The sequence below is a fragment of the Pseudomonas sp. HPB0071 genome, assembly GCF_000478505.2.
Lineage (GTDB): Bacteria > Pseudomonadota > Gammaproteobacteria > Pseudomonadales > Pseudomonadaceae > Chryseomonas > Chryseomonas luteola.
Genome location: NZ_KI517367.1, coordinates 2,646,369 through 2,669,518, shown reverse-complemented (window position 1 = coordinate 2,669,518; position 23,150 = coordinate 2,646,369). Strand labels below are relative to the sequence as shown.

23 protein-coding genes are annotated in these 23,150 nt (G+C 54.2%); 13 read left to right on the top strand and 10 right to left on the bottom strand.

The genetic code is table 11. From position 1 onward, the window contains the following. Positions 1-3: 3 nt before the first annotated feature. The 7 genes from aroB to HMPREF1487_RS12570 are packed head-to-tail and all read right to left on the bottom strand — an operon-like array spanning position 4 to position 6,609. A complete protein-coding gene (gene aroB / locus HMPREF1487_RS12600; RefSeq protein WP_010797036.1) occupies positions 4-1,107 on the bottom strand; it encodes a 3-dehydroquinate synthase in 1,104 nt (367 codons plus the stop codon). 49 nt (positions 1,108-1,156) lie between these two features. Next, complete coding sequence (gene aroK, locus HMPREF1487_RS12595; protein ID WP_037030744.1) at positions 1,157-1,675, bottom strand: shikimate kinase AroK; 519 nt, start codon at positions 1,673-1,675, stop codon at positions 1,157-1,159. Positions 1,676-1,680: 5 nt separating this feature from the next. Beyond that, entirely contained in the window at positions 1,681-3,807 is a 2,127-nt protein-coding gene (pilQ, locus tag HMPREF1487_RS12590) for a type IV pilus secretin PilQ (RefSeq protein ID WP_010797034.1), read from the bottom strand. Between the two features lie 9 nt (positions 3,808-3,816). Then, a complete protein-coding gene (gene pilP, locus HMPREF1487_RS12585) occupies positions 3,817-4,341 on the bottom strand; it encodes a type 4a pilus biogenesis lipoprotein PilP (RefSeq protein WP_010797033.1) in 525 nt (174 codons plus the stop codon). After that, positions 4,338-4,961 (bottom strand): type 4a pilus biogenesis protein PilO, encoded by a 624-nt coding sequence (pilO, locus tag HMPREF1487_RS12580; protein WP_010797032.1) that lies wholly within the window; start codon positions 4,959-4,961, stop codon positions 4,338-4,340. Before pilO ends, pilP begins: the two co-directional genes overlap by 4 nt. Beyond that, on the bottom strand, positions 4,958-5,545 hold the full coding sequence (locus HMPREF1487_RS12575) for a PilN domain-containing protein (protein WP_010797031.1): 588 nt from the start codon (positions 5,543-5,545) through the stop codon (positions 4,958-4,960). The genes pilO and HMPREF1487_RS12575 overlap by 4 nt, the downstream gene beginning before the upstream one ends. Next, positions 5,545-6,609 (bottom strand): pilus assembly protein PilM, encoded by a 1,065-nt coding sequence (locus tag HMPREF1487_RS12570; RefSeq protein WP_010797030.1) that lies wholly within the window; start codon positions 6,607-6,609, stop codon positions 5,545-5,547. Before HMPREF1487_RS12570 ends, HMPREF1487_RS12575 begins: the two co-directional genes overlap by 1 nt. Before the next feature lie 181 nt (positions 6,610-6,790). Here HMPREF1487_RS12570 and HMPREF1487_RS12565 point away from each other — a divergent pair, with 181 nt between their 5' ends. Further along, a complete protein-coding gene (locus tag HMPREF1487_RS12565) occupies positions 6,791-9,217 on the top strand; it encodes a penicillin-binding protein 1A (protein WP_010797029.1) in 2,427 nt (808 codons plus the stop codon). 47 nt (positions 9,218-9,264) lie between these two features. Here HMPREF1487_RS12565 and HMPREF1487_RS12560 read toward each other — a convergent pair whose 3' ends face one another. Together HMPREF1487_RS12560 and rpmE are read right to left on the bottom strand one after the other, a co-directional pair. After that, positions 9,265-10,533: a malic enzyme-like NAD(P)-binding protein gene (locus HMPREF1487_RS12560; RefSeq protein WP_010797028.1), complete on the bottom strand. Its 1,269-nt coding sequence runs from the start codon at positions 10,531-10,533 to the stop codon at positions 9,265-9,267. A 514-nt stretch (positions 10,534-11,047) separates the two neighbouring features. After that, positions 11,048-11,266, bottom strand: coding sequence for a 50S ribosomal protein L31 (gene rpmE, locus HMPREF1487_RS12550; protein ID WP_010797026.1), 219 nt, complete (start codon positions 11,264-11,266; stop codon positions 11,048-11,050). Positions 11,267-11,427: 161 nt separating this feature from the next. Between rpmE and HMPREF1487_RS12545 the strand changes: the two genes are divergently transcribed. From HMPREF1487_RS12545 to HMPREF1487_RS12520, 6 genes are all read left to right on the top strand, one after another. Next, the gene (locus HMPREF1487_RS12545) at positions 11,428-13,647 is read left to right on the top strand and encodes a primosomal protein N' (RefSeq protein ID WP_037030742.1); all 2,220 of its coding nucleotides are present in this window, start codon (positions 11,428-11,430) and stop codon (positions 13,645-13,647) included. Between the two features lie 129 nt (positions 13,648-13,776). Then, positions 13,777-15,516 (top strand): arginine--tRNA ligase, encoded by a 1,740-nt coding sequence (argS, locus tag HMPREF1487_RS12540; RefSeq protein WP_010797024.1) that lies wholly within the window; start codon positions 13,777-13,779, stop codon positions 15,514-15,516. A gap of 10 nt (positions 15,517-15,526) precedes the next feature. Next, a complete protein-coding gene (locus tag HMPREF1487_RS12535) occupies positions 15,527-16,222 on the top strand; it encodes an SPOR domain-containing protein (protein ID WP_010797023.1) in 696 nt (231 codons plus the stop codon). Between the two features lie 86 nt (positions 16,223-16,308). Further along, a complete protein-coding gene (gene hslV, locus HMPREF1487_RS12530; RefSeq protein WP_010797022.1) occupies positions 16,309-16,836 on the top strand; it encodes an ATP-dependent protease subunit HslV in 528 nt (175 codons plus the stop codon). Positions 16,837-16,855: 19 nt separating this feature from the next. Next, the gene (hslU, locus tag HMPREF1487_RS12525) at positions 16,856-18,199 is read left to right on the top strand and encodes an ATP-dependent protease ATPase subunit HslU (protein ID WP_010797021.1); all 1,344 of its coding nucleotides are present in this window, start codon (positions 16,856-16,858) and stop codon (positions 18,197-18,199) included. A 63-nt stretch (positions 18,200-18,262) separates the two neighbouring features. Further along, a complete protein-coding gene (locus tag HMPREF1487_RS12520; protein ID WP_010797020.1) occupies positions 18,263-18,634 on the top strand; it encodes a gamma-butyrobetaine hydroxylase family protein in 372 nt (123 codons plus the stop codon). Positions 18,635-18,637: 3 nt separating this feature from the next. On the opposite strand, the gene HMPREF1487_RS12515 is transcribed toward HMPREF1487_RS12520, so the two are convergent. Next, complete coding sequence (locus tag HMPREF1487_RS12515) at positions 18,638-18,916, bottom strand: polyhydroxyalkanoic acid system family protein (protein ID WP_010797019.1); 279 nt, start codon at positions 18,914-18,916, stop codon at positions 18,638-18,640. Between the two features lie 192 nt (positions 18,917-19,108). Between HMPREF1487_RS12515 and ubiE the strand changes: the two genes are divergently transcribed. Genes ubiE through HMPREF1487_RS12485 form a run of 6 tightly spaced genes read left to right on the top strand, consistent with a single transcriptional unit; the run spans position 19,109 to position 23,142 of the window. Then, the gene (gene ubiE / locus HMPREF1487_RS12510) at positions 19,109-19,879 is read left to right on the top strand and encodes a bifunctional demethylmenaquinone methyltransferase/2-methoxy-6-polyprenyl-1,4-benzoquinol methylase UbiE (protein ID WP_010797018.1); all 771 of its coding nucleotides are present in this window, start codon (positions 19,109-19,111) and stop codon (positions 19,877-19,879) included. Further along, positions 19,879-20,496, top strand: a complete 618-nt coding sequence (locus HMPREF1487_RS12505; protein ID WP_010797017.1) for a ubiquinone biosynthesis accessory factor UbiJ — start codon at positions 19,879-19,881, stop codon at positions 20,494-20,496. Before ubiE ends, HMPREF1487_RS12505 begins: the two co-directional genes overlap by 1 nt. A gap of 3 nt (positions 20,497-20,499) precedes the next feature. Next, the gene (gene ubiB, locus HMPREF1487_RS12500; protein WP_010797016.1) at positions 20,500-22,098 is read left to right on the top strand and encodes a ubiquinone biosynthesis regulatory protein kinase UbiB; all 1,599 of its coding nucleotides are present in this window, start codon (positions 20,500-20,502) and stop codon (positions 22,096-22,098) included. A gap of 55 nt (positions 22,099-22,153) precedes the next feature. After that, a complete protein-coding gene (gene hisI / locus HMPREF1487_RS12495; protein WP_010797015.1) occupies positions 22,154-22,555 on the top strand; it encodes a phosphoribosyl-AMP cyclohydrolase in 402 nt (133 codons plus the stop codon). Continuing rightward, entirely contained in the window at positions 22,548-22,880 is a 333-nt protein-coding gene (locus tag HMPREF1487_RS12490; RefSeq protein ID WP_010797014.1) for a phosphoribosyl-ATP diphosphatase, read from the top strand. Before hisI ends, HMPREF1487_RS12490 begins: the two co-directional genes overlap by 8 nt. A gap of 19 nt (positions 22,881-22,899) precedes the next feature. Beyond that, positions 22,900-23,142, top strand: a complete 243-nt coding sequence (locus tag HMPREF1487_RS12485; protein ID WP_010797013.1) for a twin-arginine translocase TatA/TatE family subunit — start codon at positions 22,900-22,902, stop codon at positions 23,140-23,142. Positions 23,143-23,150 lie beyond the last annotated feature (8 nt).

Below are 23,150 nucleotides of genomic sequence, written 5' to 3'. Positions count from 1 at the left end.
CTTTCAATCTCCGAGCTGTTCCGCCAAAGCCTGATAATCGGCACTTAGCGTCTGCTTGAGGGTGTCATAAGGGAAATCACTGGTTACCACGGCCTCGCCCAACCGCTTGAGCAGCACAAGGCGCAACTGGCCATCCAGAACCTTTTTATCAACCGCCATGTATTTCATGAAATCGTCAGGCGACATGCTAGCAGGAGGAACGACAGGAAGCCCCGCACGCTTGAATAACCGTAGGGCTCGAATCTGATCATCACGGCTCAGCCAACCCAGACGACAAGACATTTCCAGCGCCATCGCCGTACCGGCAGCAACCGCCTCACCATGCAGCCATGAGCCATACCCCTGGTGCGCCTCGATTGCATGCCCAAACGTATGCCCCAAGTTCAGCGTGGCTCGAATGCCGGACTCCCGCTCATCCGCGCCAACCACATCAGCCTTCGCTGCACAGGAGCGCTCTATAGCCTCGCTCAGCTTGGATTGATCCAGCAAGCGTAATTGATCGATGCTTTCTTCCAGCCTTACCAGGAAAGGCTCATCGCAGATCAATCCATACTTGATGACTTCAGCAAGCCCAGCTGACAGCTCACGTTCAGGTAGCGTAACAAGGCTGGAGGTATCGATCACTACAGCCTTGGGTTGATAGAACGCGCCTACCATATTCTTGCCAAGCGGATGATTGATTCCGGTTTTACCCCCCACGGAGGAATCCACCTGTGACAACAGAGTGGTTGGAACCTGAATGAAATCAACGCCCCGTTGATAACATGCGGCTGCAAACCCTGCCATGTCACCGATCACACCCCCGCCCAGGGCAATGATAGTGGTGGCACGGTCATGTTTGTCTTCAAGCAAGGCATCAAAGATTTTTTGTAGAACTTCCCATGTCTTATAGCGCTCTCCATCAGGCAGCACGACAGCGGTTACTTCTTTACCCTGCAGTGTGGCTTTGAGCTTTTCCAAATAAAGAGGCGCTACCGTCTCGTTGGTAACGACGGCGACCTTTCGGCCTTTTATGTAGGGCAGAATGTACTGCTGCTGGGACAGCACGTCCTGACCTATGAAGATGGGATAACTACGCTCGCCCAAATTGACGTTTAGTGTTCGCATAAATCCCCCCAATGAAAGGCCGCTAGGATAACGCAGAACGCCAGAGCCTTTAACGAGGGATGAGTGCTTTTAAACGCTCAAGTATTTGCTGAACGACCAGTCGAGGGGGCCGCTCGTCCGTTTCTATGATGGTGGCCGCTATCTCACGGTAGAGCGGATCGCGAACAGCCATCAGATTACGCAAGACCTGTGCAGGATCGGGCGTCTGCAAAAGGGGGCGGTTCCGATCACGGGCCGTTCTTTCGATCTGCTGCTCGACGGAGGCATGTAAATAGATCACATGCCCGCTTGCTTTCAGGATGCGCCTGTTATCTTCATGCAGTACCGAGCCGCCTCCGGTAGCAAGCACCAGCCCTGATGATTTACAAAGGTCCTCCAGAACCAGGCGTTCCCGCTCACGAAAGCCCTGCTCCCCCTCAACATCAAAAATCCAGGGAATATTAGCTCCGGTCCGCTGCTCGATTTCTCTGTCAGCGTCTTTGAACGGGAGATGGAGCTCTTTAGCGAGCAGGCGTCCGATGGTGCTTTTACCAGCACCCATCGGACCCACGAGAAACACATTCAGCACTTCAATCAACGACCAACGGCAATAGCTTGGTTGTTCATGATACGCGGAGTGAGGAAGACAAGCAGCTCTACTTTTTCATCCGTAACCGAGTCGCGTCTAAATAGGCGACCGACATAGGGAACATCGCCCAATAAAGGTACTTTACTCGTCGACTTGCTTTGAGTATTCGAGAAAACGCCCCCGATTACGATAGTTTCACCATCAGCCACTAGTACTTTGGCATTCACCTCGTTTTTTGAAATAGGCGGAGCGCCATTATCCAGGCGATTCTGATAGTCAGGTGCATCCTTATTCACCTTAACTTCCATGATAATTCGATTATCAGGCGTGATCTGAGGCGTTACCTCTAACGAAAGCGCCGCTTCCTTAAAGGAGGTACTTGTTGCACCGCTCGAACTGGCCTCCTGATAAGGAATCTCGGTACCACGCAAGATTTTTGCTGTTTCTTTATCAGACGTTACTACCTTGGGTTGAGAGACTATCTCACCATTACCAGTAGCCTCCATGGCAGACAACTGAAGATCCAAAGTAGTACTGCCCGTCAAGAACCCGATCCCAATACCGGACGTTGCACTACCTACACCCAAATCTACAAAAGGTGAAGACGTCCCAGTAGTAGAGCCAGCGCCTCCACTGATAGTAAAGTTGCCATTGCCAGACCGAGAACCTGACCAGTTAACACCTAGCTGTTTGTTGTAGTTGACGTTTGCCTCAACGATCCTCGCCTCGATCATCACCTGACGAACCGGAATATCGAGCTGAGAGACAATTCGTCTTAGCTCATCCAGGCGATCTTGGGTCTGGTAAGCAATGATGCTATTGGTTCGATCATCGACAGTGATAGAGCCACGCTCGCTTTGTCCGGCATCAGCCTTAGTAACCGACTGGAACAGCTTGGCCATATCGGCAGCCTTGGCGTAATTAACCTGGATCAGCTCTCTGCGTAGCGGCGCCAGCTCCTGAATCTGCTTTTGTGACTCCAATTCCTGGCGCTCACGCGCCGCAATCTCATCCGCTGGCGCAATCAACAGCACGTTGCCTATTTGTCGCTTGTCGAGTCCCTTGGTTTTCAGAACAAGGTCAAGCGCTTGATCCCACGGCACGTTCTGCAGGCGCAGCGTGATGTTGCCTTGTACAGTGTCACTGGCCACCAGGTTCAAACCGGTGAAGTCAGCAATTAACTGAAGGACCGAGCGAACATCGATATCTTGGAAATTCAAAGACAATTTTTCACCGGTATAGGTGAAACGCTCAGCGGCACGCTGTTCCTTTTCCTTGGCAGTCAGTGGCTTGACGCTAATGGTCAGCTTGTTATCTGTCTGGTAGGCCAGATAGTCATATACGCCTGTAGGCTCAATTGTAATGACCGTGTCACCAGCCTGACTTGAGGCGTTTACAAACTGTACTGGCGTAGCAAAGTCTTTGACGTCAAGCCGAACACGTAGAGCATCAGGGAGCTGCGTCTTGCCGAAGTTAAGACGAATCTTTCCACCCTGCTCCTGTATGTCAGGGCTGATACCTGTTTCTGAAAGGTCAATGATAACGTTACCTTCTCCGTCATCACCTCGCTTGAAGTCGATATTCCTGATGGCTTTCCCAGCCAATCTCGGCACGCTGGAAAAGACACGGCCGGCAGGGTTGGTTGCAGGCGCTGGGGCTTGCGCAGCACCGGAGCGCGGCAAGGATGGTGCCGGGACAGAAGCACTAGTCGTGCGAGCAGCCTGGTCGCCGCCAATGACAACGAACAGGTCGTTACCCTGAACGCGGGTCGAGTAAGGCGCCAATGCAGTCAGATTCACGATAAGACGCGTGCGGTCACCCGCCTCGACTACGGTAACGCTTCTGGCATTCCCCGATCCCAACTCCTTGTTGCGAACGCCTAGCTTGTTATTAACGCCAGGCAGATCCAAAGCGATGCGCGCAGGTTGCTCAATGGTATAGCCCTTGGGGGCTGTTACTGGCTGATCGAACGATAGTTTGAGTTCGACTCTGTCGCCCGGCAAAGAGGCCACGTTCAAGGCCTTGAGATCTGCCGCCAGCAGCAAAGAGGGACAGATTCCGCTCAAGAGTATGGCCAGCGTGAGGGCGCTCTTCCCTGAGACCCTTTGTAGAATAGTTTTGTGCAACATCATGCCCCGTCCTTAAGAACTCTCTATTAGCGAAAGAGTACGGGGTCTTTCGAGCCAGCCGCCCTCTCCATCAGGAACGATCTCAATCACATCAATCTGACTTTCGGTAATAGAAACGATACGCCCATCGTTTCTACCCAGATAATCACCCACCTTGACGCGGTGAACTCCTCCAGCTCCCTTGATCAAGGCAAAACGACCTGATGCATTGGAAAGCGTGCCCACCATCTGGAAGGTTTCAATATTGAAGCCTTCCAGAAATTGTTTCGGCCTGGTTTCATCAGGCTTGATGTTCTTTGATCCTCTTTGCTTCGCCGTTAAATCAATTTTTATAGGTGGCTGGAATGGGCTGCGCATATCAGCCGCGCCATAAGCAAATGGCTCATAAGGCTGAAACTGGGGCAATGGCTCTATACTCCCCTTCGGCCTTGCCCGAACTTCATCCATATAACTTTGAAGATCGGACACATCATCCCCGCCACCGCACCCTGACAGCGCAGCAAGCAAAAGCCCACACATCAGAATTCGGGCTCTCATTGGTGCAATCCCTTGTCGTTATAGCGATACGTCTTGGCCAGAATGTTCATTCGCAGCTGCGCTCCGCTGTCAGGCGATACACGGCTGATATCGAAATCATGCAACGTCACGATACGCGGCAGGCTTGAGGCACTGCTGACAAATGTCGCCAGATCGTGATAGCTCCCCACCACCGTAATCTGGATGGGCAACTCAACGTAGAACTGCTGTACGTTTTCAGGAAGCAAACGAATCTGCTCGAACTCAAGACCGCTTTTCAACCCGGTACGCGTAATATCTTCGAGCAGTGCAGGTACCTCTGTATCGCTGGGCAACTGACGCAGCATGGCACCAAATGACTCCTCCATTTCAGTCATCTGAACCTTGTAGGCATCCAGGTTAGCGGCTTGAAATGCCTTGCTCCCAAACTGCTGCTTGAGGGTTTCTTCCTGAGCCTGCTTGCTTTCCAGCTCTGTCTGCATGTCCTTCAGATAGAAGTTATAGCCTAGCGCCAGCACCACAGCGACAATCAGAATGCAGGTAATCACCTTGGCTGCTGGGGGCCATGCACCCAGGTTATCCATATCAAGATCATTCAGATCGATCTTGCGAAGGCTTGCCAGAGTATCGGCCAAACTCATGACTTACCTCCTTGTGCGGGCACCGCAGGCGTTGGCACAGCCGGCTTTGTCTGTTTTACCGTCATTTGGAAGGCATTGTTCTGGTCAACTGCACCTGACGTCAGCGCCTTGACCTCTGTCAGATTAGGCGAAGCCAGCCATTCGGAATTTTCGAAGTTACGCATAAGGTTGGAAACACGGTTGTTGGACTCCGCTTCACCAACAATGGAAATGGTATCGCCCTGCATCTTAAGACCAGTGAAATACACGCCATCCGGCAACGTGCGCACCAATTGATCAAACACATGGCCAATGACAGGCCTGTTGCCCTGCAAGTCCTGAATGATCTTCATTCGCTCAAGGAGCTGCTGTCTGCGTGTTTTCAGTTCACTGATTTCCTTGATGCGAGAGTCCAGAACGGCAATTTCGCCTTGTATATAGGCATTACGGGCGTCCTGGTTCTCAATTGCAGAGGTAAAGTACTTATCACCTAGAAAGATGATTGCGGCCGACAGGACAAACATCCCGCCAATAACCACCAGAAAGCGCTTCTTGCGCTCTTCCCTTAGCTGTTCACGCCAAGGTAATAGGTTAATATGGGCCATCAGTCGAAGCTCCTCATAGCCAGACCGCAGGCAATCATGAGCGCCGGAGCGTCGCTGGCCAGAGCACTTGCATTGACTTTGCTATTTAGCGTCATATCAGCAAACGGATTAGCAACTAGGGTCGGAGTGCCAATTTTCTGTTGGATCAGCCGATCCAGGCCGGAAATTGACGCGGTTCCTCCTGCAAGCAAGATATAGTCCACATCGTTGTATTGTCCGGCTGCAAAGAAGAATTGCAGCGAGCGAGCAACCTGCTGGACAACCGCATCCCGAAAAGGGGTCAACACTTCGACCTGATAATCATCAGGCAGACCGCCCTGCTTTTTGGCAAGACCGGCTTCTTCGATGGACAGCCCGTAACGACGCTGGATTTCCTCGGTCAGCTGACGTCCGCCAAAGAGCTGCTCGCGCGTATAAATGGTACGGCCATTATGCAGAACGCTAAGGGTAGTCATCGTGGCGCCAATATCAACAATCGCAACCGTCAATTCATCGACATTACCGCCTAGCTGCCCGGCCATTAGCGTATAAGCACGCTCAAGAGCATAAGCTTCTACATCAATAACCCTGGCGGAAAGCCCGGCCAACGCTAACGCGGCCTCACGAACTTCAACGTTCTCCTTGCGACATGCCGCAAGGAGAACTTCAACACGGCCTGGATTACGCGCCGACTGGCCTTGAACCTCGAAGTCAATCGCCACTTCCTCAAGGGGATAAGGAATATACTGATCCGCCTCAAGCTTGATCTGGTTTTCAAGCTCGTCATCCGAAAGACCCGCATCCATTTCGATGGTCTTTGCAATAACAGCCGAACCCGCTACCGCCACTGCTGCATTTCGAGCATTCGTTCGAGCCTTGGCCAGAACCCGGCCCAGCGCTTGCCCTACGCCTTCAAGCTCGGCAATGTTCTTTTCCACCACGGCGTTCGGCGGCAACGGCTCAACGGCATAGGCTTCGACCCTATACCGTCCACCAGCACGACTCAGCTCAAGCAACTTGACAGACGTTGAGCTGATATCGATTCCCAGTAGCGTATTCGTCTTCTTTTTGAATAGCCCTAGCACAACAGTTTCCCTATCTGTATTCGCCACGCATTGGGCGATTCGTATTCATCGGCATTAGCTGGCAGACTTGACATACGCGCAAATGGCGATCTGTCCCAAAAACTGCCTATAATGCGCCTACTTCTTGGCTCGCAAAATTGTTGCCAGATTCACTTCTTTATAGCTGAAAAAGCCATATCCAATGCGTTTGTTAAAATTTATCTGGTGGTCTTGTCTTGGCATCGTCTGCAGCGTCTTTCTTGGGCTTAGCGGCGCCTTCCTCTACCTTAGCCCGAGCCTACCCTCGGTAGATGCCCTGCGGAACGTGCAGTTGCAGATCCCCCTTCGCATTTACAGCGCAGATGGAAAGCTGATCGCCGAATTTGGAGAAATGCGGCGCTCGCCTTTACGTTTCTCCGAAATCCCTCCAGATTTCATCCATGCGCTGCTTTCGGCTGAGGACGACAATTTTGCCAACCACTACGGTGTAGACGTTAAAAGTCTGATGCGTGCCGTAGCACAATTGGTCAAAACAGGTCACATTCAGACCGGCGGCAGCACCATCACCATGCAGGTGGCCAAGAACTATTTCCTGACCAGCGAACGCAGTTTTTCACGTAAATTCACCGAGATACTGTTGGCCTTGCAAATTGAGCGCCAGCTTACAAAGGATGAAATTCTGCAGCTCTATGTCAACAAGATCTATCTAGGCAACCGCGCCTATGGAATCGAGGCCGCTGCACAGGTGTACTACGGCAAATCAATCAATGAGCTGACGCTAGCGCAGAAAGCGATGATTGCCGGCCTGCCAAAAGCACCGTCACGCTATAACCCGATCGTAAACCCCGAGCGCAGCAAGGAGAGACGAAACTGGATTCTCGAGCGGATGCTAAAGCTGGGTTATATCGATCAGCGCGCCTACGAAACGGCCGTGGCTGAACCTATCGACGCCTACCATCACGTCGCCGTACCGGAGCTCGCAGCGCCCTATGTCGCTGAGATGGCTCGAGCGGAAATGGTCGGACGGTATGGTAGCGATGCCTATACAGAGGGTTATAAGGTTACGACGACTATCGATAGCCACCTGCAGAACGTTGCCAATGCCGCCGTGCGCAACGGCTTGATCGACTATGACCAGCGCCACGGCTATCGTGGAGCTGAAGCGCATTATCCGAACAAGTCGCGCAGTGAATGGTTAAACCTGCTGCAATCCCATCGTACTGTTGGAGGATTGGAGCCAGCCATCGTCACCCAGACCGAAAAAAGCGGCATATTGGTCCTGACAGCAAACGACAAGGAAGAAGCTGTAGCCTGGGAAAATATGAAATGGGCTCGCCCTTATATTAGTGCCAACAGCATGGGGCCTAAACCGAATGCGCCTGGCGATGTCGTCAAAGTAGGTGACCTGATTCGTATTCTGCGTCAAGAAGATGGCAGCTTGCGATTTGTTCAGGTCCCCAAGGCCCAAAGCGCGCTGGTATCGCTTGATCCACAAGACGGTGCCATTCAGGCCTTGGTGGGTGGGTTCTCGTTCGAGCAAAGCAACTACAATCGCGCCACCCAGGCTCGTCGTCAGCCGGGCTCGAGCTTCAAGCCATTCATTTACAGTGCCGCCCTGGATAAAGGCTATACCGCAGCCTCGCTCGTTAATGACGCGCCTATCGTGTTTATGGACAGCAGCATGGACGAGGCGTGGCGTCCCAAGAACGATACGAACACCTTCTTGGGCCCTATACGCCTGCGTGAGGCACTGTATCGCTCGCGCAACCTGGTCTCCATTCGCCTTCTACAAGCCATTGGTATCGATTATGCGATTAACTATGTAACCCGCTTCGGCTTTGAAAAAGACCTTCTGCCACGCAACCTTTCGTTGGCGTTGGGTACACCCGGCCTTACGCCAATGGAAATTGCCAATGGCTGGACAGCTTTTGCAAACGGCGGCTACAAGGTCAACTCTTACATTATCTCGAAGGTTGAGAGTCGCGACGGACAACTGCTTTATCAGGCTAATCCGCCACGTGTTCCGCAGAACGCAAATACTGCGGCAGCTGCCCCGGAGAATGTTCAGGTAACACCTGCCAGCGTAACCAACGCCGACGGCACGATGAGTCAGACACCTGCCATTGCACCGCAAATCATTGATCCGCGTAACGCCTATATCATGACTAGCATGCTGCAGGATGTGATCAAGCGCGGCACGGGTCGTCGAGCGCTTGAGCTGAAGCGCGGGGACTTAGCAGGTAAAACCGGAACGACAAACGACTCAAAAGACACATGGTTCTCCGGCTATAACGCTGATTACGTTACTACGGTATGGGTAGGCTTTGATCAGCCAGACACGCTGGGTCGTCATGAGTTTGGCGGTAATGTGGCACTTCCCATCTGGATGCAGTACATGGGCAGTGCTTTGGAAGGCAAACCCGACCACCTGCCAGCGGAACCACCGGGAATTGCCACCCTGCGCATTGATCCTGTCAGTGGCCGAGCGGCTCCGCCTGGTACCCCTGACGCGTACTTCGAGCTGTTCAAGAATGAAGACACACCGCCGCCTATGGATGAGCTAGGCCCAGGCAGCTCGCCTGGCACGCCACTTCCGTCCGATGAGTCTGCCCCAATGGACCTGTTCTAAAGGACAATAAAAAACCCCGCCTAAGCGGGGGTTTTTTATTGTCCTGGTTAGTGACTAAAAACGTCACTAACCGACTTGAGCGGATAGTGTGCCGGGTATGCACGGGTCGCTACGCCCGACTCGATAGCCGCTTTGGCGACTGCATCGGAGACCACTGTGATCAGACGAGGATCCATAGGCTTTGGAATGATATATCCACGGCCAAAGCTCAACTCATCAACACCATAGGCCTCACATACTTCCTTCGGTACTGGAAGCTTGGCAAGATCCCGTAGCGCATGAGCCGCTGCAATCTTCATTTCCTCATTGATAACCGTAGCCCGCACATCCAGTGCACCTCGGAAAATGAAGGGGAAACCCAACACGTTGTTCACCTGGTTCGGATAGTCGGAACGGCCAGTGGCCATAATGACATCTGAACGGGTTTCATGAGCCAATTCCGGCTTGATCTCCGGATCCGGGTTAGAGCAGGCGAATACGATGGGATTCGGCGCCATGCGCTGCAAATCCTTAGCGCTCAGCAGGTTCGCACCAGACAGACCAACGAACACATCAGCGCCATCCAGCGCGTCAGACAAGGTACGCTTGTCAGTCTCGGTCGCAAAGATAGCCTTGTACTGGTTGAGATCGGTACGACCAGAATGGATCACACCCTGACGATCCAGCATGAAGATATTTTCGACCTTGGCGCCCATGCTAATTAGCAGCTTCATGCAGGAAATGGCTGCCGCACCTGCCCCCAGACAAACGATCTTAGCGTCTTCTATACTCTTGCCAGCAATTTCCAGCGCGTTCAGCATACCAGCCGCAGTCACGATAGCCGTACCGTGCTGATCATCATGGAAAACCGGAATATTGCACTGCTCGATCAGAGCCTTTTCGATCTCGAAGCACTCAGGCGCTTTGATGTCTTCCAGGTTGATACCACCGAAGGTAATGGAAATGCGTTTTACGGTATCAATGAACGCCTGTGGACTTTCGGCATCGACTTCGATATCGAACACGTCGATACCGGCAAAGCGCTTGAACAGGACACCCTTGCCTTCCATAACCGGCTTTGACGCCAATGGTCCCAGATTACCCAGACCAAGGATGGCTGTACCGTCAGAGATCACAGCAACCAGGTTACCTTTACCGGTGTACTGGTAGGCGAGCTCGGCATCACGAGCGATTTCGCGGACAGGCTCTGCTACACCCGGGCTGTAAGCCAGAGATAGATCACGAGCGGTAGCGGTAGGCTTGGTCAGTTCAACGCTCAACTTACCTGGACGGGGTTGAGCATGGTATTCGAGAGCGGCTGTTTTCAAGTCAGACATTATAAGTATCCGCTATGGCGTGTTGGGTCAAAAGTGGATGGAGGATACGCAAGAAGATTACGCCCCACAAGCAATGGCCCCAATAGTCAATAGCTGTTGTATACGACTTTAGGCCAATCCTGTGTAGCCTTCATCCACATGTAACGAGACGAACCGCCTTGAGGCTAAACGTGCTTTGCAAGACAGGCTCAGGTAGATCGGAACATCGATAACAGGCGTGAACGGTTTGTTCTGCCAGCAGCGCATTGCAAGGGTAACAGCCAGCATTTCAAACCTGACTGCGACAATGCCCTATCGCGTACATGTTCTCATTGTGTGAGGTTGCAGAGCGGCTACGGGATGGGTGAGCCAAGCTCGTGAACTGATTATGCGTCATCAATGCGGATTTGACACCTGCCCCAATGTCACAGCCGACCTTGACGATACAATTCGTCTTTTGCAAGGCAATAAAAAAGGCGTCCATATGGACGCCTTTTGGTCGATCGCTCAGGTACGACATGAGCGATCAAACGTATTACTTCTGAGCAGTACCGAAAACACCGAAGCGCTGCTTGAAGCGATCGATACGACCACCTGCATCCAGCACCTTCTGCTTACCTGTATAGAACGGGTGGCATTCAGAGCACACGTCCAGGTTGATGTTCTTAGCCAGTGTGGAGCGCGTCTTGATGACATTGCCACAGCTGCAGCTTGCTTCGATATTAGTATACGTAGGATGAATATCGGCTTTCATTACGAAATCCTCGAGTTCGTGCCGTGCCGCCACCCGGCGTCATTGCCGAATACCGCACGGATAATAGGCCGCGCATCATAACAGAGGCTTACGACGATGCAAGCCGTTACGTCTACCAATGGTCTGCTAATATCTGCCTCTTTTTGCCTCCGAGTCCAGACGTGTCTGAAGTCCTGCTGCGCCTTGCGCTGCCCTCTCCTTTACGCCGGCTATTCGACTACCGAGCGCCAGCCGGCGTCGACGCCTCGGAACTGATCCCAGGTGTTCGGCTACGCGTACCCTTTGGGCGCAGGGAGATCGTGGGCATTCTGGTGCAGATCGTGTCCGAAACCGATGTTCCGCGAGATAAACTAAAGCCCGCCATTGCGCTGTTGGATACCACCCCCCCAATGCCGGCCAGCCTGATCGAGCTTTGCAAGTGGACAGCCCAGTATTACCAGCACAGCCTGGGCGATACCTTTACGTGTGCCCTGCCAGGACTCCTGCGACAGGGCGACCCTGCCGAGCGGCGGGTCCAGCGGTTCTGGATAGCCAGGCCTGAAGCTGATGTATCGGACCCACGCCTGGTACGAGCGCCACGCCAGCGCGAAGCCTTGAAAGTCGTCAAACAGCACCCACATGGCGTTGCCCATGAATTGCTCAGCCAGCTCGGCCTTGCCAAGGATGCACTCGATACCTTGCAGGCAAAGGGACTGGTCGATGTCGAGTCCCGCCAAATCATGCCAGCCAAACATCACGGCGCCTGGCTGGCACAAGCAGAACTCCCATTCAACCACGAGCAGCGTATTGCCTACGAAGCGGTCAAAGCGAGACTTGGTAGCTTTCACTGCTTTTTATTGGATGGTGTGACGGGAAGCGGCAAAACCGAGGTTTATCTTCAGCTCATACGCCGGACACTCGAAACAGGACGGCAGGCCTTGGTCCTGATCCCGGAAATCAACCTGGGACCACAAACACTGTCCCGCTTCGAGAAACGCTTCAATGCCCGTATCGTGCTGATCCACTCGGCGCTTACCGACCGGGAGCGCACGGACGCCTGGTTGGCTGCACGCGACGGCGATGTCGATATCGTCATAGGAACACGCTCCGCCCTTTTCACTCCGCTGAAAAACCCAGGCCTTATCATTGTCGATGAAGAGCACGATGCGTCTTATAAACAGCAGGAAGGCTTGCGCTACCATGCCCGCGACCTAGCTGTCGTCAGGGCTCGGCTTGAAAGAGTCCCGCTGCTTCTAGGCTCCGCTACTCCTTCCTTGGAAAGTCTTCATAACGCTGAAATCGGTCGCTATGGCCTGCTTCGCCTCACTCAGCGTGCCGGCAGTGCTACTGCCCCAAAGTTTCAGCGCCTGGATGTCAGGAGCCGCCCTCTTGATTCAGGTCTCTCACAGCCATTGGCGCAAGCGATTGGCGACACGCTGAGCAAGGGCCAACAGGTCCTGGTCTTTTTAAATCGCCGTGGCTTTGCGCCTACGCTGCTGTGTCATGACTGCGGCTGGATCGCCCAGTGTCCACGCTGCGATGCCCGTATGACCATTCACCAGCGGTCAGGCGAGCTGCGTTGTCACCATTGCGATCATCGTCAACGCCCGTCACAACACTGTCCTGCCTGCGGCAAGCTGGATCTACGCCCATTGGGTGCAGGTACGGAGCGTGCGGAAGAGCGGCTTCGGATTCTCTTCCCGCAATTTCCAGTGTTGCGTATCGATCGGGATAGCACCATGCGCAAGGATGCCATGGCCAATATCTTCTCCATCATTCAGCGCGGCGAGCCCTGCATCCTGGTAGGAACACAAATGCTGGCCAAGGGGCATCATTTCCCCCGCGTCACGCTGGTAGCCATTCTGGATGCCGATGGGGGCCTCTTTTCAGCAGATTTTCGTGCCAGCGAGCGCATGGCCCAACAAGTGGTTCAGGTAGCCGGTCGCTCAGGCCGTGCAGAGGTACAGGGCCAAGTGTTGATTCAGACTCATCTGGCGGATCATCCCTTGCTGGTACAGCTAACCGAGCAAGGGTACGTGGCCTTCGCCCAGCAAGCCCTGGCAGAACGTCGTGCAGCTGGCCTTCCCCCGTTTACTCACCTGGCGCTGTTACGTGCCGAAGCTTACAAGCCTGGACAGGCAGAAGAATTCCTAGAGCTGGCCTATGCTGAAGCCGATCAGCTGGCAGCAGAGCTGGACTTGCCCCATATTGAGCTTCTCGGTCCTATCCCCGCGCCCATGGAGCGTCGGGCGGGCCGCTTTCGTGCACAGCTTTTATTACAAGCATCACTCCGGGCCCCGCTTCACCGGTTACTGACCAGCTGGGTCTTACGTCTGGAAAGTCTGCCAGCCGGAAGGCAGGTGCGTTGGTCACTGGACGTTGATCCCATAGATCTTTATTAGGACTTTTTTCACCTTAATTTCGGGCTCCGCAGGCCTCAATGACGTCTACACGTTGGCAAGTGATCCTAGCCTGCGGATAATGCAGGGTTTTCATTACGCGCCCAGGCGCGAGCCAAAGGCCAGACGATCATGAAAGACACTATTCGACAGCTTATTCAGAACGCCTTGGAGCGCCTTACTGCCGAAGGCATCTTGCCAGATGGTCTGACGCCGACCATCCAGGTCGAAAATACCAAGGACAAAAGTCACGGCGACTTTGCGAGCAATATCGCCATGATGCTGGCAAAACCTGCCGGCATGAAGCCCCGTGACCTTGCAGAAAAACTGATTGCAGCCCTGCCTGCCGACTCGAGCGTCAGCCAGGTGCAAATTGCGGGCCCAGGTTTTTTGAACTTCTTCCAGAATCACGAACAACTGGCCCAGCGCCTGGATGCTGCGCTGGCTGATACGCATCTGGCCATTCAGAAGTCCGCGCCCAAACAGCGGGTTGTTGTAGACCTCTCCTCTCCCAACCTGGCCAAGGAAATGCATGTGGGTCACCTGCGCTCCACCATCATTGGTGACGCCGTTGCACGTGTACTCGAATTTCTAGGGGATGATGTTATCCGGCAAAATCATGTCGGCGACTGGGGAACCCAGTTCGGCATGCTTCTCGCCTATCTTGAAGAACAGCCTGCGGCAGCTGAAAGCGAGCTTTCCGACCTGGAAACATTTTATCGAGCCGCTAAGAAGCGCTTCGATGAGTCTCCTGAATTTGCCGATCGCGCTCGCGAGCTGGTCGTCAAGCTGCAAGCGGGCGATGAAGCCTGCCTGAAACTATGGCACCGCTTCAATGAGATCTCCCTGAGTCACTGCCAGAAGGTCTATGACCGCCTGAACGTCAAACTCACGCCTGCGGACGTAAAAGGAGAGAGCGCCTACAACAGCGAGCTACCTGGTATCGTGACCGAACTCGATGCCAAGGGCCTGCTTACCGAAAGCGATGGCGCCCGCTGCGTTTTCCTTGAAGAGTTCAAGAATGCGGAAGGCAATCCACTTCCGGTGATCGTGCAGAAGGCAGGAGGCGGCTACCTGTACGCCACGACCGATCTGGCAGCCATGCGCTACCGTAGCCAGGTTCTGAATGCCGATCGAGTCCTTTACTTTGTCGACCAGCGCCAAGCATTGCACTTCCAGATGGCCTTTGAAGTTGCTCGTCTGGCTGGTTTCGTTGCCCCATCCATGAGTCTTGAACATATGGGGTTCGGGACCATGAATGGTGCAGATGGCCGCCCTTTCAAGACGCGCGACGGCGGCACGGTCAAGCTGATCGACCTGCTTGATGAGGCAGAAGAGCGCGCCTACACCTTGGTCAAGGAAAAAAACCCCTCCCTGGAAGAAACCGAGCTGCGTGAAATTGCTCGCGCAGTGGGTATCGGCGCCGTCAAATACGCAGATCTGTCCAAGCACAGAACAAGTGACTACAGCTTCAATTTCGAGCTGATGCTCAGCTTTGAAGGCAATACGGCACCCTATCTGCTCTACGCCTATACCCGCGTCGCCAGTATCTTTCGCAAGCTTGGCCAGGGATACGATGAGGTCGAAGGCCAGATTCGCCTGGAAGCTCCTCAGGAGCAAGATCTGGGTGCTCGTCTGGCCCAGTTTGGCGAAACCCTGAATTCGGTAGCGGAGAAAGGGGTGCCGCATCTTCTATGCGCCTATCTCTACGACATTGCCGGTCTCTTCTCCAGCTTTTACGAAAACTGCCCCATTCTCAGCGCAGAAGATCCTGCTCAACGGCAAAGCCGCCTACGCCTGGCCGCCCTGACCGGACGCACCCTCAAACAAGGTCTCGAACTGCTAGGCCTGAATACACTGGAACGTATGTAAACGGACGTATATGGCAAAGAAAGCAGCACCTAAACGAGGCGCAAGCCGAAATCAGCCAGCCGCCAAGAAGCAGCCTATTCCCGGTTGGGTATGGTTGGCTTCAGGTCTTGCCATTGGTGGCTTCGTGGTCTTTCTGATGAAGCTTGAGCCGGGCAACGATGCCGTTCGTCGCTCCAAGGGTGAGGAGGCACAAGTTGCGTCCAAGACCAAGCAGGAGGCTCCTACTACGCCAACCCCGGTCAAGCCCAAGTATGACTTCTACACACTGCTACCGGAGTCCGAAGTAATCGTGCCTCCGGACGCCGTGCCGCAGACGAGCCCAACCCCTACTCCGCCCAAGCCTGAAACGTCGCCTGCGACGACAGCTCAGCTGCCTGCAGGCTCGCCACAGCAAGCTCAGACACCTGCGCAGGCTGCTACGCAGACACCTGCTCAACAGCCCAAGACAGCAGCACAGCCACCTGTGACGCTGTTCTTCCTCCAGGCAGGCTCGTTTAGAACACAGGCTGACGCTGATCGGGTGAGAGCGCAGATCATCCTGATTGGTCAGGATGTGCGGGTAGAGTCAGGCAAGGTCAAGGATGACACATGGTATCGTGTCCTGGTCGGTCCCTTCAGAGATCGCAACCAACTGACCCAAGCCCAGAGCCAGCTGGCCAGCAACGGTTTCAAGAACCTGCTGCTCCAGCAACGCCAAGGTCGATGACACATGGCGGCCGGAAAAGGCTTGAAGCCTTGGAAGGCCGTCCCCATATCTCCGGCAATCGCTTAAGGCATAGCAGGAGAACACCCTTGACCACTATCGTTTCAGTGCGTCGCAACGGCAAAGTCGTCATTGGCGGCGATGGCCAGGTATCCCTGGGTAATACCGTCATGAAGGGTAACGCACGTAAAGTCCGTCGCCTTTACCACGGCCAGGTGCTGGCAGGTTTCGCCGGCGGCACCGCGGATGCGTTCACTCTGTTCGAGCGCTTCGAGCAGCAACTCGACAAACATCAGGGCCATCTGGTCCGTGCCGCGGTAGAACTGGCCAAAGACTGGCGTACCGATCGTGCACTTCGCCGCCTGGAAGCCATGCTGGCAGTAGCCAACAAGGATGCCTCGCTGATCATTACCGGTAACGGCGATGTCGTCGAACCAGAAGAAGGCCTGATTGCCATGGGCTCCGGTGGCCCCTATGCACAAGCGGCCGCTCGTGCCCTGCTCACGCATACCGAGCTGAGTGCTCGAGAAATTGCCGAGACTGCGTTGAACATTGCGGGAGACATTTGTGTCTTCACTAACCGTAACCTGACTATTGAGGAGCTGGACGCTTCCTGAGTCCGGCCGGAATAACGACATGTCTATGACTCCACGTGAAATCGTTCACGAACTTAATCGCCATATCATTGGCCAGGATGATGCAAAGCGCGCCGTAGCCATCGCTCTGCGTAATCGCTGGCGTCGCATGCAGCTTCCACTGGAGCTGCGCGCTGAAGTCACTCCCAAGAACATTCTGATGATTGGCCCGACAGGTGTAGGTAAAACCGAGATCGCCCGTCGACTGGCCAAACTGGCGAATGCACCCTTCCTGAAGGTAGAAGCCACCAAGTTCACTGAAGTGGGCTATGTAGGCCGCGACGTTGAGTCCATCATCCGCGATCTGGCTGATGCTGCCGTTAAAATGCTGCGTGAGCAGGAAATCGTCAAAGTCCGTCATCGTGCAGAAGATGCTGCCGAAGAGCGGATTCTTGATGCACTGCTACCGCCTGCACGTGCAGTAGGTTTCAGTGAAGAGCCGACTCGCAGCGAAGACTCCAACACGCGTCAACTCTTCCGCAAGCGCCTGCGTGAAGGCCAGCTGGATGACAAGGAGATTGATATCGAAGTGGCTGAAGCGCCAGCAGGTATCGAGATCATGACTCCGCCCGGCATGGAGGAAATGACCAGCCAGTTGCAAAACCTCTTCTCCGGCCTGAACAAAGGCAAGATGAAGGCTCGCAAGCTCAAGGTTAAAGAAGCCTTCAAGCTGATCCGTGACGAGGAAGCTGCTCGTCTGGTCAACGAGGAAGAACTCAAGGCACGTGCCCTGGAAGCGGTCGAGCAGAACGGTATCGTCTTCATCGACGAGATCGACAAGGTTGCCAAGCGTGGCAACACCAGTGGCGCTGACGTATCCCGCGAGGGCGTACAGCGCGATCTGCTGCCACTGATCGAAGGTTGCACGGTAAATACCAAGCTAGGTATGGTCAAAACCGACCACATCCTGTTTATCGCCTCGGGCGCGTTCCACTTGTCCAAGCCCAGCGATCTGGTACCTGAGCTTCAGGGACGTCTGCCAATCCGTGTAGAACTCAAGGCCCTAACACCTCAGGACTTCGAGCGCATTCTCACTGAACCGCACGCTTCACTGACAGAGCAATACCGTGAGCTGCTCAAGACTGAAGGCCTGGACGTCGAGTTCACGCCTGAAGGGATCAGCCGCATTGCGGAAATTGCCTGGCAGGTCAATGAGAAGACGGAAAATATTGGTGCGCGCCGCCTGCATACGCTATTGGAGCGACTGCTGGAGGAAGTCTCGTTCAGCGCTGCTGATCTGGCAGGCCAGCAGAATGGCGAGCCTATTCGGATCGATGCTGCCTATGTCAACGGCCATCTGGGCGAGTTGGCACAGGATGAGGATCTGTCGCGCTATATTCTGTAAGGACGTCGACAACCTATCGCTCGCAGCCTCAAGGCTGCGAGCTTATCAGCGAGACCTATTGCCATGCGTTTGCCCACGGCCATCCAGCTGCACAAAGCATCCAAAACCCTCACCGTTCAATACGATACCGAGTCCTTTACGCTGCCTGCTGAATTTCTGCGCGTTCACTCGCCCTCTGCAGAAGTACAGGGTCACGGCAACCCCGTCCTGCAATTTGGCAAGAAGAACGTAGGCATCAGCCAAATCGAGGCAGCCGGTCAGTACGCATTGAAAATTACGTTCGATGACGGTCACGACAGTGGCTTGTTCACTTGGGAATACCTGTATGAACTCGGCCGCAATCAGGAGCAGATGTGGGCCGAGTACTTGTTTGCACTGGCCCGGGAAGGCAAGTCCAGAGATCCGGATGTATCCGTCGTCAAACTGATGCTATAACGCTCAAGCCTGTAGCGCTTTATCCAACTTCTTCTCGATTTCATGCTCAATCTGTGAGCTCAGGGCCGAGAAGAAGAACCCCAAGGTTGCGTCGACACGCACCTTGTCTTCGCCTACCTCGATACGCCCATCAACACCTGTACGGGAAAATTGCAGCGTATCACCCTCCCAACGGCACTCCACACCGTAATCACGCGTTAGCTTTTCGGCCAGCGCCCCCACCTTGGCACGCGCAGTTTCAAGGCCTAGTGAATGGGAACGTTCGACACTGATTTGGGACATAGGAAGTACTCCAGCGAATTCGCCTGCGACTATAGCGGGGGCTGTCATGCACGAAAAGCACGAGAACTACCAAGTCAGGATGACCCATCTCATGGAATACCTATTTTCTAATGACTTTATCCGGCAAGAATGGACATCTCAGCGCATCAGCACTGCTAGAATGGTTGCTTATTCAAATGCAGGTGAAGCGTCATGAGCGATCAGCGCAAGGGCCCGGAGGCCGATCCCGTCACTCATTTCGGCTACCAGAGTGTGCCGGAAAGTCAGAAAGCTCAAAAAGTGGCCGAAGTGTTCCACTCGGTTGCAGCCAAATATGACGTGATGAATGACTTGATGTCTGCAGGCGTTCATCGCTTGTGGAAACGTTTCACGATCGAACTGTCCGGGGTTCGAAGTGGTAACCGCGTGCTGGATATTGCTGGCGGCACAGGCGACCTGACTAAACAGTTTTCCCGCCTGGTGGGCCCACGTGGTGAGGTCGTGCTGGCAGATATCAACGACTCGATGCTAAAGGTCGGTCGTGATCGCCTGATGGACGAAGGTATTGCCAACAATGTCAGCTTCGTACAGGCAGATGCTGAAAAGCTGCCCTTCCCAAATAATCACTTTGATTGTGTGACCATCGCCTTTGGATTGCGTAACGTGACCCACAAGGAAGCCGCTATCGCATCCATGCTACGCGTACTCAAGCCGGGCGGGCGTCTTCTGGTACTGGAGTTCTCCAAGCCGACCAGCCAGCTCCTGTCCAAGGCCTATGATGCTTACTCCTTCAGCCTTCTGCCGTTCATGGGCAAGCTGATCGCCAATGATTCGGCCAGTTACCGTTACCTGGCGGAGTCGATTCGCATGCATCCTGATCAGGACACGCTTAAAGCCATGATGGAAACCGCTGGATTTGAGCGCGTGACCTACCACAATATGACAGGTGGCATTGTTGCCCTGCACCGTGGCATAAAACCCTGATGATCCTACTGACCCAGGCCGTACTGGCTGCGCTGGAGCGCGGCCTGAATCCCTTACTGGCAATGGACGCTGTGGCGGGCCGCCGTCTTGCACGCCTGCAAGGCAAGGTCATTGCCATAGATTGTGCGGCTCCCCGTTTCACGCTGTTCATCCTTCCGGCCTATGATGGTCTGCATTTTGCCGCCCACCATGAAGCAGAAGTCGACTGCACGCTGAAAGCACCTGCGTCTCGATTGGCTCAGCTGGCCTTGAGTCAGAACAAAACAGCGATCTTGCACAGCACCGATGTAACGCTTGAGGGGGATAGTGCAGCACTGATAGAGCTATCCGATATCCTGCAGAGCCTGGAGCTGGACTGGGAATACGAGCTCTCTCGCTGGCTGGGTCCAGTGCCTGCTGCACTGCTTGGACAATTCGTCCGAAAAGGGCGCGGGTGGACGGATCAAAGCCATGAGAGTTTGCGTCAAAGCCTGTCTGACTGGCTATCTGAAGAAAGTCGCACCCTGGTTGGACGTCGGGAAGGTGATGCTCGCTTTGCGGAAATCGATGCCTTGCGTCTAACTGTAGATCGTCTCGAGGCGCGTATCGCCCGCCTTGCTCAACGCAGACATAAATAACCAATGAAGCTGTTTGCTGCCCTTCGACGCCTGCTGCGTATTTTCCTGGTTGTTGTTCGCTACCGCCTGGATGATCTGGTTTATGCGCTTCCACTGCCCTGGTATTTACGCCTGACAGGTTACTTTCTGCCATGGCGTTGGTTGCCTCGCCCTCGCAAGTCGCTGTCCCGAGGTGCTCGGTTGCGCCTTGCGCTAGAAGGTCTGGGCCCTGTTTTCATCAAGTTTGGCCAGATTCTTTCTACGCGCCGCGATCTTTTACCGGAAGACGTGGCCAATGAGCTTATGTTTCTCCAGGACAAGGTTCCTCCCTTTCCTGGGGAGAAAGCCATTGCGCTGATCGAGTCTCAACTGGGCGCGCCCATTGCCCAGGTTTTCAGCCGCTTCGATATCACGCCGCTGGCCTCCGCTTCCGTCGCTCAGGTACATGCAGCACAGCTCCGAACAGGTGAAGAGGTAGTCGTCAAGGTCGTGCGACCAGGCCTGAAGCCTGTTATTTCTCAAGACCTGGCCTGGCTGTTTCTGCTGGCACGTATGGCAGAACGCGTTTCGGCCGAAGCGCGCCGTCTGCACCCCGTCGAAGTCGTCACGGATTATGAGAAGACCATCTACGATGAGCTCGATCTCTTACGTGAAGCAGCCAACTCCAGTCAGCTCAGAAGAAACTTCGAAGACTCTTCTCTGCTTTACGTTCCGCAGGTTTACTGGGACTGGTGCCGCCCTCGGGTACTGGTCATGGAGCGCATCTATGGCATCCCTGTGACTGACCTGAATGCCCTGCGAGACCAAGGCACAGATTTCAAGCTCCTGGCCGAGCGAGGGGTCGAGATCTTTTTTACCCAGGTGTTTCGCGACAGCTTTTTCCACGCGGACATGCATCCTGGCAATATCTTTGTCAGTACGGCGCACCCCTGGGATCCGAAATACATCGCGGTAGACTGCGGCATCATCGGGAGCCTTACACCTGAGGATCAGAATTATCTGGCCAGAAACTTGATGGCGTTCTTTCAGCGCGACTACCGCAAGGTGGCCCAGCTCCATATCGATTCAGGCTGGGTGCCGGCAACTACACAGGTCAACGAGTTCGAAGCAGCGATTCGAACTGTGTGCGAGCCGATTTTTGAAAAACCACTGAAAGATATTTCGTTTGGCCAATTGCTACTGCGTCTGTTCCAAGTGGCACGCCGGTTCAACATGGAGATTCAGCCTCAGCTGGTACTGCTTCAAAAAACGCTTCTGAATATTGAAGGGCTTGGACGCCAGCTTTATCCTGACCTGGACCTGTGGGCGACAGCCAAACCCTATCTTGAGCGCTGGATGCGCCAGCGCATGGGACCTACCCAGGTACTACGCAATATCCAGCAGCAGATCGAGCAGATCCCGCACCTGGCCCAGATGACCCGTGACACACTGGAGCGCATCACCCAACCCCATCGCAATGATCCACCCAACCCGTGGGGAAGACGAGACAACGCCTGGTTGCCCCGGCTATTTGGAGTCCTGCTGATTGGCGGTGCCTTCCAGACTGGATTTCAGTCCACGCCTGAAGGCTGGCCCGCCTGGATCATGCTGGTAACAGGCATCTATCTGGTCATTCGTGGCTAGGCAGGTCGTGCCAGCGCTGTCAGACTAATAATGTGTGTAATTTGCCGGGTAGACCATGAAAGACTGGCTTGAAGAAATCAACTGGAACAGTGACGGACTCGTACCGGCAATCGCTCAGGATTATCAGAGCGGGCGCGTCTTGATGATGGCCTGGATGAACCGTGAGTCCCTCGCTTTGACGGTAGCTGAGAATCGTGCCATCTATTGGTCACGTTCAAGGCGTAAGCTATGGCGTAAGGGGGAGGACTCGGGTCATGTACAGAAGCTGCATGAGCTGCGTCTGGACTGCGATGCTGATGTCGTCATCCTCATAGTTGAGCAGTTAGGTGGTATTGCCTGTCACACAGGACGTGAAAGTTGTTTTTATCGTCGGTTTGAAGAGGGAGCCTGGAAAACGATTGATCCGGTTCTGAAAGATCCCGACGCGATATACACGCCAGGTCATAGCCATGAGTGATACGCTAAACAAAATTGCAGAGGTGCTTGAATCCCGCAAGGGCGCAGCGCCTGAAAGCTCCTATGTCGCCAGCCTTTACCACAAGGGGCTGAACAAGATCCTTGAAAAGGTAGGAGAAGAATCCATAGAAACCATCCTGGCGGCCAAAGATGCGGCCAGCAATGGAGACTCGACGGACCTTATCTATGAAACAGCAGATCTCTGGTTTCATAGTATGGTCATGCTGGCTGCGCTAGGCCAACATCCGCAGGCAGTGCTTGATGAATTGGATCGCCGCTTTGGGCTATCTGGACACGCTGAAAAAGCTGCTCGATCCGAATCCTGATTCTTGATGAGGTAATGTTATGGGTATTTTTGACTGGAAACACTGGATCGTCATCCTGATCGTTGTGGTACTGGTATTTGGTACCAAACGCCTTAAAACCCTAGGCACCGATGTAGGCGAGTCGATCAAGGGCTTCCGTAAGGCGATGAATACGGAAGAAGAGGAGAAGCCTGCGCAAGATCAGCAGAAGCCTCCACTCAATCAGCCCCATACGATTGACGCTCAACACCACAAGGTTGAAGAGCCCGCCCGTAAGGATTGAGTACCTAT

Excerpts from the sequence above, each read along its gene's own strand:
- HMPREF1487_RS12515 (WP_010797019.1), bottom strand. The coding sequence starts at position 18,916 with ATGTCCCAAATCAGTGTCGAACGTTCCCATTCACTAGGCCTTGAAACT.
- hslU (WP_010797021.1), top strand. The coding sequence starts at position 16,856 with ATGTCTATGACTCCACGTGAAATCGTTCACGAACTTAATCGCCATATC.
- rpmE (WP_010797026.1), bottom strand. The coding sequence starts at position 11,266 with ATGAAAGCCGATATTCATCCTACGTATACTAATATCGAAGCAAGCTGC.
- HMPREF1487_RS12490 (WP_010797014.1), top strand. The coding sequence starts at position 22,548 with ATGAGTGATACGCTAAACAAAATTGCAGAGGTGCTTGAATCCCGCAAG.
- pilO (WP_010797032.1), bottom strand. The coding sequence starts at position 4,961 with ATGAGTTTGGCCGATACTCTGGCAAGCCTTCGCAAGATCGATCTGAAT.
- ubiB (WP_010797016.1), top strand. The coding sequence starts at position 20,500 with ATGAAGCTGTTTGCTGCCCTTCGACGCCTGCTGCGTATTTTCCTGGTT.
- HMPREF1487_RS12575 (WP_010797031.1), bottom strand. The coding sequence starts at position 5,545 with ATGGCCCATATTAACCTATTACCTTGGCGTGAACAGCTAAGGGAAGAG.
- HMPREF1487_RS12565 (WP_010797029.1), top strand. The coding sequence starts at position 6,791 with ATGCGTTTGTTAAAATTTATCTGGTGGTCTTGTCTTGGCATCGTCTGC.
- HMPREF1487_RS12535 (WP_010797023.1), top strand. The coding sequence starts at position 15,527 with ATGGCAAAGAAAGCAGCACCTAAACGAGGCGCAAGCCGAAATCAGCCA.
- HMPREF1487_RS12485 (WP_010797013.1), top strand. The coding sequence starts at position 22,900 with ATGGGTATTTTTGACTGGAAACACTGGATCGTCATCCTGATCGTTGTG.
- argS (WP_010797024.1), top strand. The coding sequence starts at position 13,777 with ATGAAAGACACTATTCGACAGCTTATTCAGAACGCCTTGGAGCGCCTT.
- pilQ (WP_010797034.1), bottom strand. The coding sequence starts at position 3,807 with ATGATGTTGCACAAAACTATTCTACAAAGGGTCTCAGGGAAGAGCGCC.
- hisI (WP_010797015.1), top strand. The coding sequence starts at position 22,154 with ATGAAAGACTGGCTTGAAGAAATCAACTGGAACAGTGACGGACTCGTA.
- HMPREF1487_RS12560 (WP_010797028.1), bottom strand. The coding sequence starts at position 10,533 with ATGTCTGACTTGAAAACAGCCGCTCTCGAATACCATGCTCAACCCCGT.
- HMPREF1487_RS12520 (WP_010797020.1), top strand. The coding sequence starts at position 18,263 with ATGCGTTTGCCCACGGCCATCCAGCTGCACAAAGCATCCAAAACCCTC.
- aroB (WP_010797036.1), bottom strand. The coding sequence starts at position 1,107 with ATGCGAACACTAAACGTCAATTTGGGCGAGCGTAGTTATCCCATCTTC.
- ubiE (WP_010797018.1), top strand. The coding sequence starts at position 19,109 with ATGAGCGATCAGCGCAAGGGCCCGGAGGCCGATCCCGTCACTCATTTC.
- HMPREF1487_RS12505 (WP_010797017.1), top strand. The coding sequence starts at position 19,879 with ATGATCCTACTGACCCAGGCCGTACTGGCTGCGCTGGAGCGCGGCCTG.
- pilP (WP_010797033.1), bottom strand. The coding sequence starts at position 4,341 with ATGAGAGCCCGAATTCTGATGTGTGGGCTTTTGCTTGCTGCGCTGTCA.